Below are 13,848 nucleotides of genomic sequence, written 5' to 3'. Positions count from 1 at the left end.
GCCCGGCGGGTTGCGCGTTCAGTTCGGCCCAGCGGACCCCCCGGTGGCGGGCCTCGCGGTACTCCGGCTGGGCAGGGAAGCGCCCGGCGGAGTCGGCGGCCCGCCAGCTCCGCGCCGCGTCCTGCTGGAATCGGTCATTCGGGTTCTGAGGCATGACCACTACCGTCCCAGAGAAACTTGTCCATGTATGGAAATGAATATGACGCAGGATCGATGCGTTCGGTTCCCCCGACGCGTCAGATTCCAACGGCCGGCAGGCGGACCACGAATCGGCATCCGTCGCTGACGTTCTGGACCTCTACCCGCCCGCCGTGCGCCTCAACCAACCCGCGCACGATCGCCAGTCCGAGCCCGCCGGAGCCGCCCGGCTCGGCCGCCGCCGGGGTGCGGGCCGGCTCGCCCCGGAACGCCACGTCGAAGACCCGGGGCAGGTCGTCCTCCGGAATGCCGCCGCAGGTGTCCGCGACGGCCAGCCAGGCGGTGTCGACGTCCCGCCCGGCGTCCACCCACACCGTGCCGTCGGCCGGGGTGTAGCGGATCGCGTTCAGCAGCAGGTTGCCCACCACCCGCGCCAGCTCCCGTTCGCTGGCGGTCACCGTCGGCCAGCCGGCCTCCGCCGCGACCAGCCGGATCCGGCGGGCGGCGGCCAGCGGCGCGGCGCCGGCCAGCGCGTCGGAGACCACGTCGCCGAGCGCCACCGTGGACAGCGACAGCCGCAGCGCGCCGGCGTTGATCCGGGACAGCTCAAACAGGTCGTCGACCAGCCGGGTCATCCGGTCGGTCTCCACCCGGATCCGGCGGTGGTACTCGGCCACCGTCGCCGGGTCGTCGACCACCCCGTCCTCCAGCGCCTCGGCCATCGCCCGCAGGCCGGCCAGCGGCGTCCGCAGGTCGTGCGAGACCCAGGCGACCAGGTCGCGGCGGCCCTTCTCGATCCGCCGCTCCCGGGCCCGCGCCTGGTCCGCCCAGACCGCGGCGGCGGCCAGCCGGCGGGCGAACAGCCAGCCCACCGCCAGGCTCACCACGGCGGCGGCGGAGACCGTGATCAGCACCACCTGGAGGTCGTGCGGGGACAGGAACATCGCCTGGGCGACCCCGACCACGCCGGCGGCCACCGCGGCCACGGTCATCGCCAGCAGCACCGAGATGTGCACGGTGATCGACCGGCCGCGCAGCGACCGCAGCGCGACCGCGCCGACCAGCCCCACCGCGAGCGCGGCGGCCAGCGCCACCCCGAAGATCAGCGCGAGGTCACGCATCGGCCGGCTCGTAGCGGTAGCCGACGCCCCACACGGTGACGATGCGGCGGGGTCGGGCCGGGTCGGCCTCGACCTTCTCCCGCAGCCGCCGCACGTGCACGGTCACCGTCGACTGGTCGCCGAAGCTCCACCCCCACACCCGTTCCAGCAGCTCGGTGCGGCGGAACGCCCGCGCCGGATGCCGCATCAGGTGCGCCAGCAGGTCGAACTCGCGCAGCGTCAGGGTCAGCTCACGCCCGTGCAGGCGGGCCACCCGGGGGCCGGTCTCCACCTCCAGGCCGTCGTCGGCGAGCCGCACCGGCGGCGAGGCGGCCGGCTCGCCGCCGGCCCGCCGCAGCACCGAGCGGACCCGCAGCACCAGTTCGCGCGGGGAGAACGGCTTGCTCAGGTAGTCGTCCGCGCCCAGTTGCAGGCCGAGGATCCGGTCGGCCTCGTCGCCGCGCGCGGTGAGCATGACGATGGGTACGCCGTCCGGCCGCTCCCGCAGCCGCCGGCACACCTCCAGCCCGTCGAGCACGGGGAGCATCAGGTCCAGCACCACCAGGTGCGGCGGCCGGCGGGACACGGCGTCCAGGGCCGCCGCCCCGTCGCCGACGTGCTCGACCTCGTAGCCGGCGTGCGCCAGGTAGCGGCAGACCACGTCGGCGACCGTCCGGTCGTCGTCGACCACCAGCACCCGTTGCGCCACCCCGCACCTCCCGCGTACCGAGGGGCCAGCGTAGCCACGGGCGGACGGGCGATCCATTGCCAGGTTCTTACGGCGCGGGCGGGCCGGTGCGGCGTACCATGATCATGTGCTTGACCGGCGGCTCTTCCTGCACCTGGCGACCTGGTTGGGGCAGTGGCCGGCGGGTCCCGGGCTGCACGTGGTCCGGTCCTGGCGCCGTGCCCGCCCGGCCTGGGACGGGCGACCCCGCCCGGCGGTCGCGGTCTCGGTGGGCGGCAGCACGGTGCTCTCCGTGCCGCCCCGGCGGGTCGAGGAGGTGCGGGCCCTGGTCCGGGGCCGGCCGCTCGACGCGTGGCTGACCGCGTTGCCGGCGGCGGTCGGCGCGCCGGAACTCACCACCAACCGCGGCGTCTTCCGCTGGTGCACCGACCCGGCGCCGCTGCCCGACGTGGGGGAGTGGCTGCCCCCGGCGATGCCCGGCGCCCCGCCGTGGCTCGGCCTCTTCCCCGAGGTGCTGGTGGTCCGGGACGCCGACGGCGCGTACCTGGCCGGGGTGGGGATCAAGCGGCACGACGCGTACGGGCACGAGTTGGCGGTGGGCACGTCCCCGGCGGCCCAGGGACGCGGCCTGGCCCGGCGGTTGGTCGCGCAGGCGGCCCGGCGGGTGCTGGCCGAGGGGGCGATCCCCACCTACGTGCACCATCCGGGCAACCACGCGTCCGCCCGGGTGGCCGAGGCGGCCGGGTTCCCCGACCGGGGCTGGACCTCGTTCGGCGTCTTCCCGCACTGACCGGCGGCGTGGGCGCGGACCGTGGATCCCGGGCCGGATCCACGGTCCGCGGCCTCTCCCCAGGTCCCGATGCCGTAACGCTAGGTGAACGCATGCCGACCGGACAAGAGCCAGTTCTTGTCCGGTTGCGGACTTGACCTGGTGAATCGTCGTGGCGGCCGATCTCCGGGTCAGTGACGCAACGTGTGGATCAGAGTGAGCGCCTGCCGGGTGACCGGGCGCAGCACCCGCAGCCGGGACAGTCCCACGAGCCGGTCGACCAGCGGCACCACGCCGTCGACGAGCTGCCGGGTCCGCGCCTGCCCCGGCGAGCGGTCGTGCACCCAGTAGAGCACCACGCCCAGGTAGCCGAGCCAGAGCAGCTCCGGCAGCGCCTCCCGCAGCTCGTCGTCGAGCTTCGCGGTCGAGCCCTCCAGCGCCTCGCGGAACAGCGACACCGACGCGTCCCGGGCCGGCGACGACTCGGCGGAGAACGGGCTCAGCGGCGAGGTCGGCTCCGCCGCCGTCTTGAAGAACGTCCCGGCGAACGAGTGGTACGGGCCCAGCACGTCCACGCCCGCGTGCAGCACGCCGGCCAGCCGCGCCGCGAAGTCCCGCTCCCGGGCGAGCACCGGCGCGGCGGCCGTCCGGTGCTCGCGCTGGGTGTCCGCGTAGAACTCCTGGACCAGGTGTTCCTTCGAGTCGAAGTAGTAGTAGGCGTTGCCCACCGCCACGCCGGCCTCCTGGGCCACGGCGCGCATGGTGGTGCGTGCGTAGCCCCGCTCCCGGAACAGCCGCATGGCGGTGTCCAGGATCAGCCGGCGGGTCTGCTCGCCGCGGGCGGTCGCCCCGGCGGCCGGGCCGCCGGTCCCCGGCGCGCTCTGCTCGGTCATCGCCCGTCACCGTATCCCGGCCCCGGGAGACGGTCGCGGACCACGGACGCCGGCGGCCCGCCGCCGGGCGGCGGCGGGCCGCCGGACGTCAGTCGGTCAGGCCGAGCACCCGCGCCGCCGCGCGACCGTTGGCGTGGCTGGCCCCGTAGGTGGCGACGAAGGCGCGCGCCCCGGCCGGCCGCCAGGCGCCCGGCCAACCCATCTCCACCACGGTCACCGGGTGCGTGGCGGCCAGCGCCTCGACCAGCTCCCGCGCCCCGGGCAGCCGGTGCAGGTGCCGCCCGACCAGCACCACCGGCCGTTCCCCGGCGAGCCGGCGCAGCTCGGCCGGGTCGGTCTCGCCGGCCACCGCGCGGGCCTGCGCGACCCGCGGGGCCAGGTGCGGGCCCAGCCCCCACGGCACCCGCCCCTCGGCGACGGTGGAGGTGGCGTGCACCTGCACCACCAGCGTGGGGGTCGCGCCCGGCAGGTCGCCCTCGACGTGCACCGCCCGCAGCGCGGCGTCGTAGCCGAGGGAGTCGGCGGCCGGGGCCGGGGCGTCGGCCGGGCCGGTCCAGCCGGCCAGCTCGGCGGTCCGGCCGGCGGCCTCCTCCACCCGGGCGCGTGCCAGCCGGCCGTCGCCGAGCGCGGTGACGATCTCCGCGGCGACCAGCTCCACCAGGTCGGCGTCGACCTGGGCGCCGATGCAGAGCAGGTCGGCGCCGGCGGCCAGCGCGCGGACCGCGGCCGGACCCACCCCGCCGGCGGCGAGCGCGGCGCCCTTCATCTCCAGCGCGTCGGTGATCACCGTGCCGGTGAAGCCGTACTCGACGCGCAGCAGGTCGTGCAGGACCGCCCGGCTGAACGTCGCCGGACCGTCGCCGGTCAACGCCGGCACCCGGATGTGCGCGGTCATCACCGCGCGGACGCCGGCGTCGACCACCGCGGCGAACGGCGGCAGGTCCCGCTCGCGCAGCACGGCCGCCGGCACGTCGACCGTGGGCAGCTCGTGGTGCGAGTCGGCGACCGTGGCGCCGTGGCCGGGGAAGTGCTTGGCGCAGGCGGCCACGCCGGCCGACTGGAGGCCGGCGACCGCGGCGGCGGAGTGGACCGCCACCCGCTTCGGGTCGGCGCCGAACGAGCGGGTGCCGATCACCGGATTCTCGTCGGCGGTGTTCACGTCGACCGTGGGCGCCAGGTCGAGGGTGAGGCCGAGCGCGGCCAGTTCGCCGCCGATCGCGGCGTAGACCGCGCGGGTGAGGTCCGGGTCGTCGACCGCGCCGAGCGCGGCGTTGCCCGGGTACGGGCTACCGGTGGCGTGGGCCAGCCGGGTGACGTCGCCGCCCTCCTCGTCGATCGCCAGGATCACGTCCGGGCGGCCGGCGCGCAGCGCCGCGGTGGACGCCGCCAGTTGCGCCAGGTCGTGCACGTTGGTGCCGAACAGGGTGTGCCCGGCGAGCCCGTCGGCGAGCAGGTCGACCGCCCAGTCCGGCGGCACCGGGCCGGCGTACGCGGCCAGCAGCGTGCCCAACGCGAGTCGGCGGAGTCCTGGATCCAGCCCCACTTGTGCCCCTTTCCCTGCCGGATCGTCCGACCTCTCTCGGATCGGGGTGGCCGATACGCTGACGGCACCCTTCGGCAGGCGTTTTATGGTTAGAAACCTTACTGAAAAATCGAGGACCTTGGCATGAGTGCGACCCGGCTGCCCGGCACCCCCCGACTCCTGCGGGCGCTCAACGACCGCGCGGCGCTGGAACTGCTGCTCGAACGCGGACCGCTGACCCGGGCCCGGATCGGCGAGCTGACCGGGCTGTCCAAGGTGACGGCGTCCCAACTCGTCGAGCGGTTGGAGGAACGCGGCCTGGTCGCCCGGGTCGGCGAGCAGGCCGGTGGGCGGGGCCCGAACGCCCAGCTCTACGCGGTGCGTCCGGGCAGCGCGTACGTGGTCGGCGTGGACGTCGGCGCGGAGCGGGTGGTGGCCGCCTGCGCGGACATCACCGGCGCGGTCCTCGGCCGGGTCGAGCAGTCCACCAGGGACACCGACGACCCGGTGGGCGTGGTGCACAACGCCGTGGTCCGGGCCGCCAGCAGCGCCGGGGCGGAGCTGTCCGGGGTCCGGCGCGTGGTGCTGGGCACGCCCGGCCTGGTCGACCCGCAGACCGGGGACATCACGTTCGCGTTCAACCTGCCGCGCTGGCACAGCGGCCTGCTCGCCGCGCTCCGCGAGGACCTGGACACCCCGGTCGTGTTCGAGAACGACGTGAACCTGGCGGCGGTGGCCGAGGCACAGTCCGGCGCGGCCCGGGACACCGCCGACTTCGTGCTGGTCTGGGTGGACGCGGGCGTCGGTCTGGCGATCATGCTGGGCGGGCGGTTGCACCACGGCAGCACCGGCGCGGCCGGCGAGATCGGCTACCTGCCGGTGCCCGGGGTGCCCATCCCGCGCGACGTGTCCCGGCGGGCCAAGCCGGCGTTCCAGCAGCTCGCCGGTGCCGACGCGGTCCGCGCGGTGGCCGCCGAGCACGGCTTCGCCACCCCGGACGCCGCCGAGCAGGGCGTGGCGGCGGCCCGGGCGGCCGAGGCGGTCGGCGCGGCCATCGCCGCGGGCGACGCGGGCGCCCCGGTGCTCGACGAGTTGGCCCGCCGGCTGGCGCTCGGCGTGGCGAGCACCTGCGTGGTGCTCGACCCGCCGCTGGTGGTGCTCGCCGGCGCGGTCGGCCGGGCCGGCGGGGCCGCGCTGGCCGAGCGGGTGCAGCGCGAGGTCGCGGCGATCACGCTGGTGCGTCCCCGGGTGGTGAGCACCGGGCTGACCGAGGAGCCGATCCTGCGCGGCGCGCTGCGCACCGCGCTCGACGCGGTCCGCGACGAGGTGTTCGGCTCGACGGTCGGCTGAGCACCCCACCCACCCGGTCGCCATGTGAAGGAATTCTTCACCTTGTCGACCAGGACTGCAAGGAGTTGCCGGCGCGGCCCGCTCGTCCGGGCCGCGCCGGCCGGCTCAGACCAGGTCGCGCCGGCGGAACACCGCGAACGCGGCGGCCACCAGCGCGCCGGTCAACCCGAGCAGGATCACCAGCCCGGCCGGCCAACCCACCGTGTAGGAGCCGTCGCAGAACCCGGAGATCCCGGTGCTGCAGGCGCTGCCGTCCCAGAACCGCACCTCACCCGCGAGCCAGGCGCCCAGATAGCTGGAGAGCATGAACCGGTCCGGGCGGGCGACCTGCAGGATCTGGAACACCAGCCGGGCACCCAGCTCCCACACCACCACGTACGCCGCCACCGTGCCCAGCGCCGCCGACGTGTGCCGGCCCAGCGTGGCCACGGCGAAGCCGAGCGCCGCGGCGAGCAGCACCAGCACCAGCCCGCGCACCCAGGCCGCGCCGAGCGACGCCCAGAACTCGCCGCCCGTCCGGCCGGTCAACCCGGACGCCTGACCGATCAGCCAGAACGCGCCCAGGTAGGCCACCGACGCCAGCACGGAGAGACCGAGCACGCCGCCCAGCAGCGTGCCGAGTTTCGCGGCGAACACGGCCGGCCGGCGCGGGCGCCACAGCAGCAGGTTCACCACCCCGCCCGAGTTCAGGTCCGCGCCGATGTACGAGGCGCCGACCAGGAACCCGAACAGCGCCAGGAACGCGATCAGGAAGTAGAGCAGCGGCCGGGCCTCCTTGGCGAAGACGAAGACGCCGCTGAGGTAGTCGGACGCGGTCGGCAACTGCTCCGACTGGCCCGGATCGATCTGGGCGCAGTCGCGCGGCAGGTAGTCGTTCTCGTCCGGGGTGAGCGTGCCCGCCTTGATCCGCAGGCACCGGTCGTGCGCCAGCTCCAGCCGCTGGACCTCCTGCGCGGCCTGCGACTGGGCCCGGCTCAACTCGTCCCCGGTCGGCCGGTGCGAACCGCCCATCGTGGTCAGCACCGTCATGGCGAACGCGACCGCCAGCAACACCACCATGAGCTGCACGAAACGCCGCGCGGCCAGCCGCTCCAACTCGGCACGGACCAGGTTCACGCGTCCACCTCCCGGCCACCCCGGACGTCCAGGTCGATCACTCCGTCGTGCGTCGGCGCGCCGTCCACCTGGCGCGGCACCGCCACCGGCTCGTGACCACCGGTCAGCTCCAGGAAGACGCTCTCCAGATCGGGCCGCAGCGGCACCAGCTCACGCACCCACAGCCCCTCCTCGCCCAGCGTCCGGCTGATCACCTCGGGATCCTCCACCCCGGTCACCACCAGGTGGTCGGCTTCCCCGGCCACCGACAGGCCGGCCCGGCCCAGCACCTGCGCGGCCCGCTCGGGCTCGGCCACCCGGACCCGCCACTGGTGCTGGTCGAAGCCGGCCAGCACCTCGTCCACCGGCCCGTACGCGACCCGCCGGCCGCGACTGACGATCGTCACGTGGTCGCAGATCAACTGGATCTCGGCGAGGATGTGGCTGGACAGCAGCACCGTCACGCCGGCCGCGGCGAGCGACCGGGTGAGGTCGCGCATCTCCCGGATGCCGGCCGGGTCCAGCCCGTTCGCCGGCTCGTCGAGGATCAGCAGCTCCGGACTCTTCAGCAGGGCCGAGGCCACCGCCAGTCGTTGCTTCATGCCCAACGAGTAACCCTTGACCCGCTCCGCGCCCCGCTCCCGCAGGCCGACCTGCTCCAGCACCTCGTCCACCCGGCCGGTCGGCACGCCGCCGGCCACGGCCAGCAGGCGCAGCGTCCGGTGCGCGGTGAAGTTGCCGAAGAACTGCGGGCTCTCCACGATCGCGCCGACCCGCCCGGCCACCTCGGGCAGCCGCTCCGGGGAATCGACGCCCAGCACACTCATCCGGCCGGCGTCCGGGCGCACCAGCCCGAGCAGCGCCCGCAGCGTGGTCGTCTTCCCGGAACCGTTCGGCCCCAGGAAGCCGTGCACCTGACCCGACTCGACCAGCATGTCGAAACCGTCGACGGCGACCCGGCGCCCCTGGCGCAGGGTGTGGAACGACTTGCGGAGACCGGCGATCTCGATGACCGCGCTCATCCGCCCGCCTGAAGGCAGCGGTCGGGCATGGGGCGTCCCTCCGGAACGGTGACCAACGACACGGCGCCCCACCCTATGGCCGCGACGCCGCCCGTGGGGGGCGACGGGCCGGTGCGTGGTTGGATGGGGCGGTGACTGGTGACCTGATCCCCGGCGCCGCCGGCGCCCCCGCCCCCTCGACCGTGGACGCGGATCTGGTGGTCAGCCTCGACGGGGTCGGCGTCACGCGTTCCGGCACCGCGCTGGTGCGCGACGTCGACTGGCGGGTCGAGCTGGACGAACGGTGGGTGCTGCTCGGCCCGAACGGCGCCGGCAAGACCACCCTGCTCAACCTGGCCGCCGGCCGGCTGCACCCGACCCACGGCGTCGCGCACGTGCTCGGCGAACGCATCGGCCGCACCGACGTCAACGAGCTGCGTACCCGGATCGGCCTCTCCACCGCCACCCTCGCCGAGCGGATCCCCGCCGAGGAGCGCGTCACCGACGTGGTGGTGACCGCCGCCTGGTCGGTGGTCGGCCGCTGGCGGGAGAGCTACGACCGCACCGACGAGAACCGGGCCACCGCGCTGCTCGGCCAGCTCGGCGTCGGCCACCTCGCCGACCGGGTGTACGGCACGCTCTCCGAGGGCGAACGCAAGCGGGTGCAGATCGCCCGCGCCCTGATGACCGACCCGGAGCTGCTGCTGCTGGACGAACCCGCCGCCGGGCTCGACCTGGGTGGCCGGGAGGACCTGGTCGCCCGGCTCGCCGAGCTGGCGTACGACCCGGACGCGCCGGCCATGGTGCTGGTCACCCACCACGTCGAGGAGATCCCGCCCGGCTTCACCCACGCGCTGCTGCTGCGCGAGGGCGGCGTGGTCGCGCAGGGCCTGCTGGCCGAGGTGCTCACCGCCGACAACCTGTCCAAGACCTTCGGCCTGCCGCTGCTCGTCTCGCGCGCCGGCGACCGCTGGACCGCGCGCGCCGCCTGAGCCTGTCATGCCGCAGACCCGCGTCGCCGTCGTCGGTAGCGCCAACATGGACCTGGTCGGCACCGCCACCGCGCTGCCGAGGCCGGGTGAGACGGTGCTCGGCACCGACTTCGTCATGCTCCCCGGCGGCAAGGGCGCCAACCAGGCCGTCGCCGCGGTACGCGCCGGCGCCTCCTGCGTCTTCCTCGGCGCGATCGGCTCCGACGCGTTCGGCGTCACCCTGCGGGCCCGGATCACCGCGGCCGGCGTCGACACCGGTCACCTGCGGGTGGCGTACGGCCCGTCCGGTGTCGCCCTGGTCATGGTCGGCGGCGCGGGGGAGAACGCCATCCTGGTCACCCCGGGCGCCAACGAGGCGTTCGTCGCGCCGACCGAGGCGGAGCTGACCGCCGTACGCGAGGCGGACGTGCTGGTCGCGCAGCTCGAGGTGCCGGTCGAGACGGTGACCGAGGCGGCGCTGGCGGCCCGGTCGGCCGGCACCCGGGTGGTGCTCAACGCGGCGCCGGCCCGATCGCTGCCGGCCGAACTGCTGGCCGCCACCGACCTGCTGGTGGTCAACGAGCCGGAGGCGCAGGCGCTGACCGGCCGGGGCCGGGACGAGCCGGCGGCGTTGCTCGACCTGGTGCCCCGGGCGGTGCTCACGCTCGGCGGCGACGGCGCCTGGTACGTCGACCGGGACCGGCCGGCGACGCACGTTCCGGCGGTGCCGGTGGACGTGGTCGACTCCACCGCCGCCGGGGACGCGTTCACCGCCGCGCTCGCGGTGGCCTGGGGTGAGGGGCGGGACCTGGCCGAGGCGGTGCGCTGGGGGCGGCGGCCGGGGCGGCCTGCGTCCGCAAGCTCGGCGCGTCGGTGGCCCTGCCTCACCGGTCGGAGATCGACGCGCTGTTCGCTTCGCTCGGGCGTTAGGCGGGGGCCCCGCTTAACGCCGCTGGTTAGGCGGGGGCCCCGCCTCTACCGAATGCGTTAAGCGGGGGCCCCGCCTTACCCCTCCGCGCGCTCGCCGCGGCGGCGCAGCATCGCCAGGCCGGGGATGCCGGCCACCGCGAGCTTGAGGTCGCGGGTGACGTCCAGCAGGTCGTGCAGGTCCGGGCCGACCCGGTCCAGGGTGGCCAGGATCGGCAGCACGTCCGAGGTGAGGTGCTCCTTCAGCTTCGGCAGCTCGTCGACCAGCCGGATCGCGGCGGTCACCTCCTCCGGGCTGAGCTGCTCCACGAAGCGGGCCGCCATCGGCGCGGCCCGGCGCAGCGTCGCCTCGTACGCCCCCAGCAGCTCGGTCGCGGTGCCGGCCGCCGCCTCGGCGGTGGCCACCGTGCCGGCGGCCCGGGCCGCCACGGTGTCCGCCTCGGCGACCACGCCGGCCGCCGCCCGGGCCACCCGGTCGGCCTCGCCGACCACCGTGCCGGCGGCGGCGGAGACCCGCTCCGCCTCGCCGACCACCACCGCGGCCGCGGCGGCCACCTCGGTCGCGGTGTCGATCGCGGTGGTGGCGGCGGCGCTGATCACGGCCACCTCGCGCACCGCGCCCTCCGCGTCGGTGAGCACCCGGTCGGTGCGGTCGAGCGTGCCCTCGATCCGGTCGACCACCCCGTTGATCCGCCGGACCAGCGCCTCCACGTCGTCGAGCACGGCGAAGGCGCGGGCGGGCACGGACGCGACCGCGGCGGCCGAACCGAACGCCTGGTCCAGCGCGGAACGGGTGAGGCCGACGACGGCGCCGGGCCGGGGAAGTGGGATCGCCATGGTGACCAGTGTGCGTCGGGCGGGCCACCGGTGCCCGGCGACGCGTGTCACGCCGGCCCTCCCGGGGGCGGGCCGCGCCGCGTAGGGTGCCGGCATGCCCGCCCCCGGCCCGGCCCCACGGCGACTCCTCGCGTCCGGTGCGGTCGCCCTGGTCGCCGCCGTGCTCGGCACCCTCCTGCTGGTCCACGCGGACGCCGGCCTGAGCACCGAGCGGGCGACCGTCGCCGGCGTGCCGCTCACCGAGGTACGCCGGCCCGGAACGGGCGACGACCGCCGGCCCGGGGTGGTGATCGCGCACGGCTTCGCCGGCTCGGCCCGGCTGATGCGGCCGCTCGCCGACTCGGTGGCCCGGCACGGCGCGGTGGCGGTGCTGCTCGACTTCGCCGGGCACGGCGCCAATCCGTCCCGGCTGCCCGGGGCCGGTCGGGACGACGAGCGGGCCCGCTCGCTCCTCTCGCACGACCTGGACGTGGCGCTGGCCTGGCTGCGCAGCCGCCCCGGCGTCGACCCGGACCGGATCGTGCTGGTCGGGCACTCGATGGGTGCCGGCGCGGTCACCCGCTACGCGGTGGCCCACCCGGAGATCGCCCGGACCGTGGCGATCTCGCTGCCCGACGCCGGCGACGTGCCGGCCGGCTGGCCGGGGCGCCTGACGCTGGTGGTGGGCGGGCTGGAGTTCCCCGACTTCCGGCGCGCCGCCGAGGAGGCGGCACGCGGTGCGCCACCGGGCGCCCGGGAGCGGGTGGTGGCGCCCGGCACCGAGCACATCTCGGTGCTCTTCGCGCCGCGTACCCACGACGCGGTGGTGGCCGCGTTCCCGGGCCGCCCCGGCGGTCCGGCGCCCGCCCCGCTGACCCGCCCGGCCGCCGCCGCGCTGCTCCTGCTCGGCCTGGGGCTCGGCTTCGTACCGCTGGCCGGGCTGCTGCTCCGCCACCGGCCGGCGGCCCCGGAGGCGCCGACCGGCGGGGCCGGATGGTGGTGGCTCGCGGTGGCGGTGGCGGCGACCGGGCTCGGCGTGGCGCTGGCCGCCCCGCTGCCGACCGCCCGGCTGCCGCTCGCGGTCGGCGGGCACGTCGCCGTGTTCCTGCTGCTCACCGGCGTGCTGCTGGTGGTGGCGCACCGGTGGTTCCGGCGCGACCGGCCGCCGGCCGGGGCCACCGTCGGGCCGTCGCGCGCCGTCGTGCCGGCGGTGGTGCTCCTCGGGTACGCGGCGCTCGCCGTCGCGCTGCCGCTGCACCTCGGGTTCACCTCGGCCGCGCCGGTCGGGGCGCGCTGGTGGCTGCTGCCCCTGGTGGCGTTCTGCTGCCTGGTCTTCCTGCTCGGCGCCGAACTGGTCGCCGAGGGCCGGGGCGGCCGGTACGCGGCGGTCGGCGGGATCGCCGTGGTGGTGCTGGCCGGCGCGGCGGTGACCGGTCTGGCGCCCGGGTTCGTGCTGTTGGTGGTGCCGCTGTTCGCGGCGCTGGTGGCCTGGCAGGCGGCCTGGGCCGGGGTGCTGCGCCGGCGGGGCGCGTCCCGGTGGCTGCCGGCGGCGGTCGGCGCGGTGCTGCTCGCCTGGCCGATCGCCACCACGCTGCCGCTGGCCTGAGCCGGGGCGGGCCCGCCGCCCCGGCCGGTGGCTCAGCGCACGCCCTCGAAGACCACCTGCGGGTCGGTGCGGGCCGGGTCGCCCCAGACCGCGTCGTCGTAGCCGGTGTCGCCGGCCAGGTGCCGCAGGAACCACTCGGTGAGCAGCCGCCGGGTGAGCTGGAGCTGGACCGTGCGGCTGATCGAGCCGCTGTCGCAGAAGAGCGAGCCGCTGTCCATGAAGCCGCAGTGCGAGCCGCCCTTGATGGTCCGGAGCTGCTTGGCCGGCGGCTTGGCGGCGTAGATCGGGCGCTGGTGGTCGGCCGGCGGGGCGATGCCGTCCCGGTCGCCGGAGACGAGCTGCACCGGGATCGTGAGGGTGGCCGCGGCCGAGACGGCGGACGGGTTGGTCTCGGCGGCGGCCAGGTTCGCCACCGTCACCACGCGCGGGTTGCGGGCCGCGGCCAGGATGCTCGCCCCGCCGCCCATGGAGTGCCCGGACAGGCCCAACCGGGCGGTGTCCACGTGCCCGGCGAACCGGGATCCGCTCGTGGTGTCCTGCGCCACGGTCCAGGTCAACGCCGCGTTGAGGTCGTCGGCGAAGGCGCTGTGGTTGGGCGACAAGCCGCCCTGCGACGTCGGGGCGACGACGATGAAGCCCCAGGTCGCCAGGTGCGACAGCGTCGAGGAGTACTTCGACACGGACTGCAGGAAGCCGTGGCCGAACGCGATCGCCGGGAACCGTCCGGCGGCGACCGGCTGGCCGTTGCCGGCGGCGGTGGCCGGGTAGGTGATCCGGGCCGAGAAGGAGCGCCCGGCGGCGCTGACGGTGGCGTCGACGTAGCCGGCCGCGTACCGGCCGGGGGCGGACGGGTCGGCCGGCGCGCTGGCGCCGGCCGGGGTGCCGGTCGCCGGCAGTGCCAGGCTGAGCGCCGCCGCGACCGCGACGGTGAGTCTCCGCAACATGTCACCCTCCTGCTGATCGATGGACATG

12 protein-coding genes and 1 pseudogene are annotated in these 13,848 nt (G+C 76.1%); 5 read left to right on the top strand and 8 right to left on the bottom strand.

What is annotated here, in order from left to right:
- Positions 1–236: 236 nt before the first annotated feature.
- Both H1D33_RS18005 and H1D33_RS18000 read right to left on the bottom strand, forming a co-directional pair.
- Positions 237–1,259: a sensor histidine kinase gene (locus tag H1D33_RS18005; RefSeq protein ID WP_181572036.1), complete on the bottom strand. Its 1,023-nt coding sequence runs from the start codon at positions 1,257–1,259 to the stop codon at positions 237–239.
- A complete protein-coding gene (locus tag H1D33_RS18000) occupies positions 1,252–1,947 on the bottom strand; it encodes a response regulator transcription factor (protein ID WP_181572037.1) in 696 nt (231 codons plus the stop codon). The genes H1D33_RS18005 and H1D33_RS18000 overlap by 8 nt, the downstream gene beginning before the upstream one ends.
- 106 nt (positions 1,948–2,053) lie before the next feature.
- Between H1D33_RS18000 and H1D33_RS17995 the strand changes: the two genes are divergently transcribed.
- A complete protein-coding gene (locus tag H1D33_RS17995) occupies positions 2,054–2,716 on the top strand; it encodes a GNAT family N-acetyltransferase (protein WP_181572038.1) in 663 nt (220 codons plus the stop codon).
- Between the two features lie 170 nt (positions 2,717–2,886).
- Here H1D33_RS17995 and H1D33_RS17990 read toward each other — a convergent pair whose 3' ends face one another.
- Both H1D33_RS17990 and H1D33_RS17985 read right to left on the bottom strand, forming a co-directional pair.
- Positions 2,887–3,588: a TetR/AcrR family transcriptional regulator gene (locus tag H1D33_RS17990; protein WP_246412037.1), complete on the bottom strand. Its 702-nt coding sequence runs from the start codon at positions 3,586–3,588 to the stop codon at positions 2,887–2,889.
- A gap of 88 nt (positions 3,589–3,676) precedes the next feature.
- A complete protein-coding gene (locus H1D33_RS17985) occupies positions 3,677–5,131 on the bottom strand; it encodes a glycoside hydrolase family 3 N-terminal domain-containing protein (protein ID WP_181572039.1) in 1,455 nt (484 codons plus the stop codon).
- Positions 5,132–5,254: 123 nt separating this feature from the next.
- Here H1D33_RS17985 and H1D33_RS17980 point away from each other — a divergent pair, with 123 nt between their 5' ends.
- On the top strand, positions 5,255–6,460 hold the full coding sequence (locus tag H1D33_RS17980) for an ROK family transcriptional regulator (protein ID WP_181572040.1): 1,206 nt from the start codon (positions 5,255–5,257) through the stop codon (positions 6,458–6,460).
- A gap of 105 nt (positions 6,461–6,565) precedes the next feature.
- Here the strand turns inward: H1D33_RS17980 and H1D33_RS17975 are convergent, their stop codons facing one another.
- Positions 6,566–7,576, bottom strand: a complete 1,011-nt coding sequence (locus tag H1D33_RS17975; RefSeq protein WP_181572041.1) for an ABC transporter permease subunit — start codon at positions 7,574–7,576, stop codon at positions 6,566–6,568.
- Entirely contained in the window at positions 7,573–8,577 is a 1,005-nt protein-coding gene (locus H1D33_RS17970) for an ABC transporter ATP-binding protein (protein WP_181572042.1), read from the bottom strand. The genes H1D33_RS17975 and H1D33_RS17970 overlap by 4 nt, the downstream gene beginning before the upstream one ends.
- Positions 8,578–8,708: 131 nt before the next feature.
- Between H1D33_RS17970 and H1D33_RS17965 the strand changes: the two genes are divergently transcribed.
- Positions 8,709–9,548: an ABC transporter ATP-binding protein gene (locus H1D33_RS17965; RefSeq protein ID WP_246412039.1), complete on the top strand. Its 840-nt coding sequence runs from the start codon at positions 8,709–8,711 to the stop codon at positions 9,546–9,548.
- A gap of 7 nt (positions 9,549–9,555) precedes the next feature.
- A pseudogene (locus H1D33_RS17960) lies at positions 9,556–10,457 on the top strand (ribokinase).
- A 75-nt stretch (positions 10,458–10,532) separates the two neighbouring features.
- Here H1D33_RS17960 and H1D33_RS17955 read toward each other — a convergent pair.
- Positions 10,533–11,291, bottom strand: coding sequence for a hypothetical protein (locus tag H1D33_RS17955; protein ID WP_181572044.1), 759 nt, complete (start codon positions 11,289–11,291; stop codon positions 10,533–10,535).
- A 94-nt stretch (positions 11,292–11,385) separates the two neighbouring features.
- Here H1D33_RS17955 and H1D33_RS17950 point away from each other — a divergent pair, with 94 nt between their 5' ends.
- Positions 11,386–12,876, top strand: coding sequence for an alpha/beta hydrolase (locus H1D33_RS17950; protein ID WP_181572045.1), 1,491 nt, complete (start codon positions 11,386–11,388; stop codon positions 12,874–12,876).
- A 32-nt stretch (positions 12,877–12,908) separates the two neighbouring features.
- Here the strand turns inward: H1D33_RS17950 and H1D33_RS17945 are convergent, their stop codons facing one another.
- Positions 12,909–13,820, bottom strand: coding sequence for an alpha/beta hydrolase family protein (locus H1D33_RS17945; protein ID WP_181572046.1), 912 nt, complete (start codon positions 13,818–13,820; stop codon positions 12,909–12,911).
- Positions 13,821–13,848: the final 28 nt, after the last annotated feature.

Source organism: Micromonospora ferruginea (assembly GCF_013694245.2).
GTDB classification, from domain to species: domain Bacteria; phylum Actinomycetota; class Actinomycetes; order Mycobacteriales; family Micromonosporaceae; genus Micromonospora; species Micromonospora robiginosa.
Note: the sequence above shows the minus strand (reverse complement) of the source record. Positions and strands in the feature narration are given on the sequence as shown.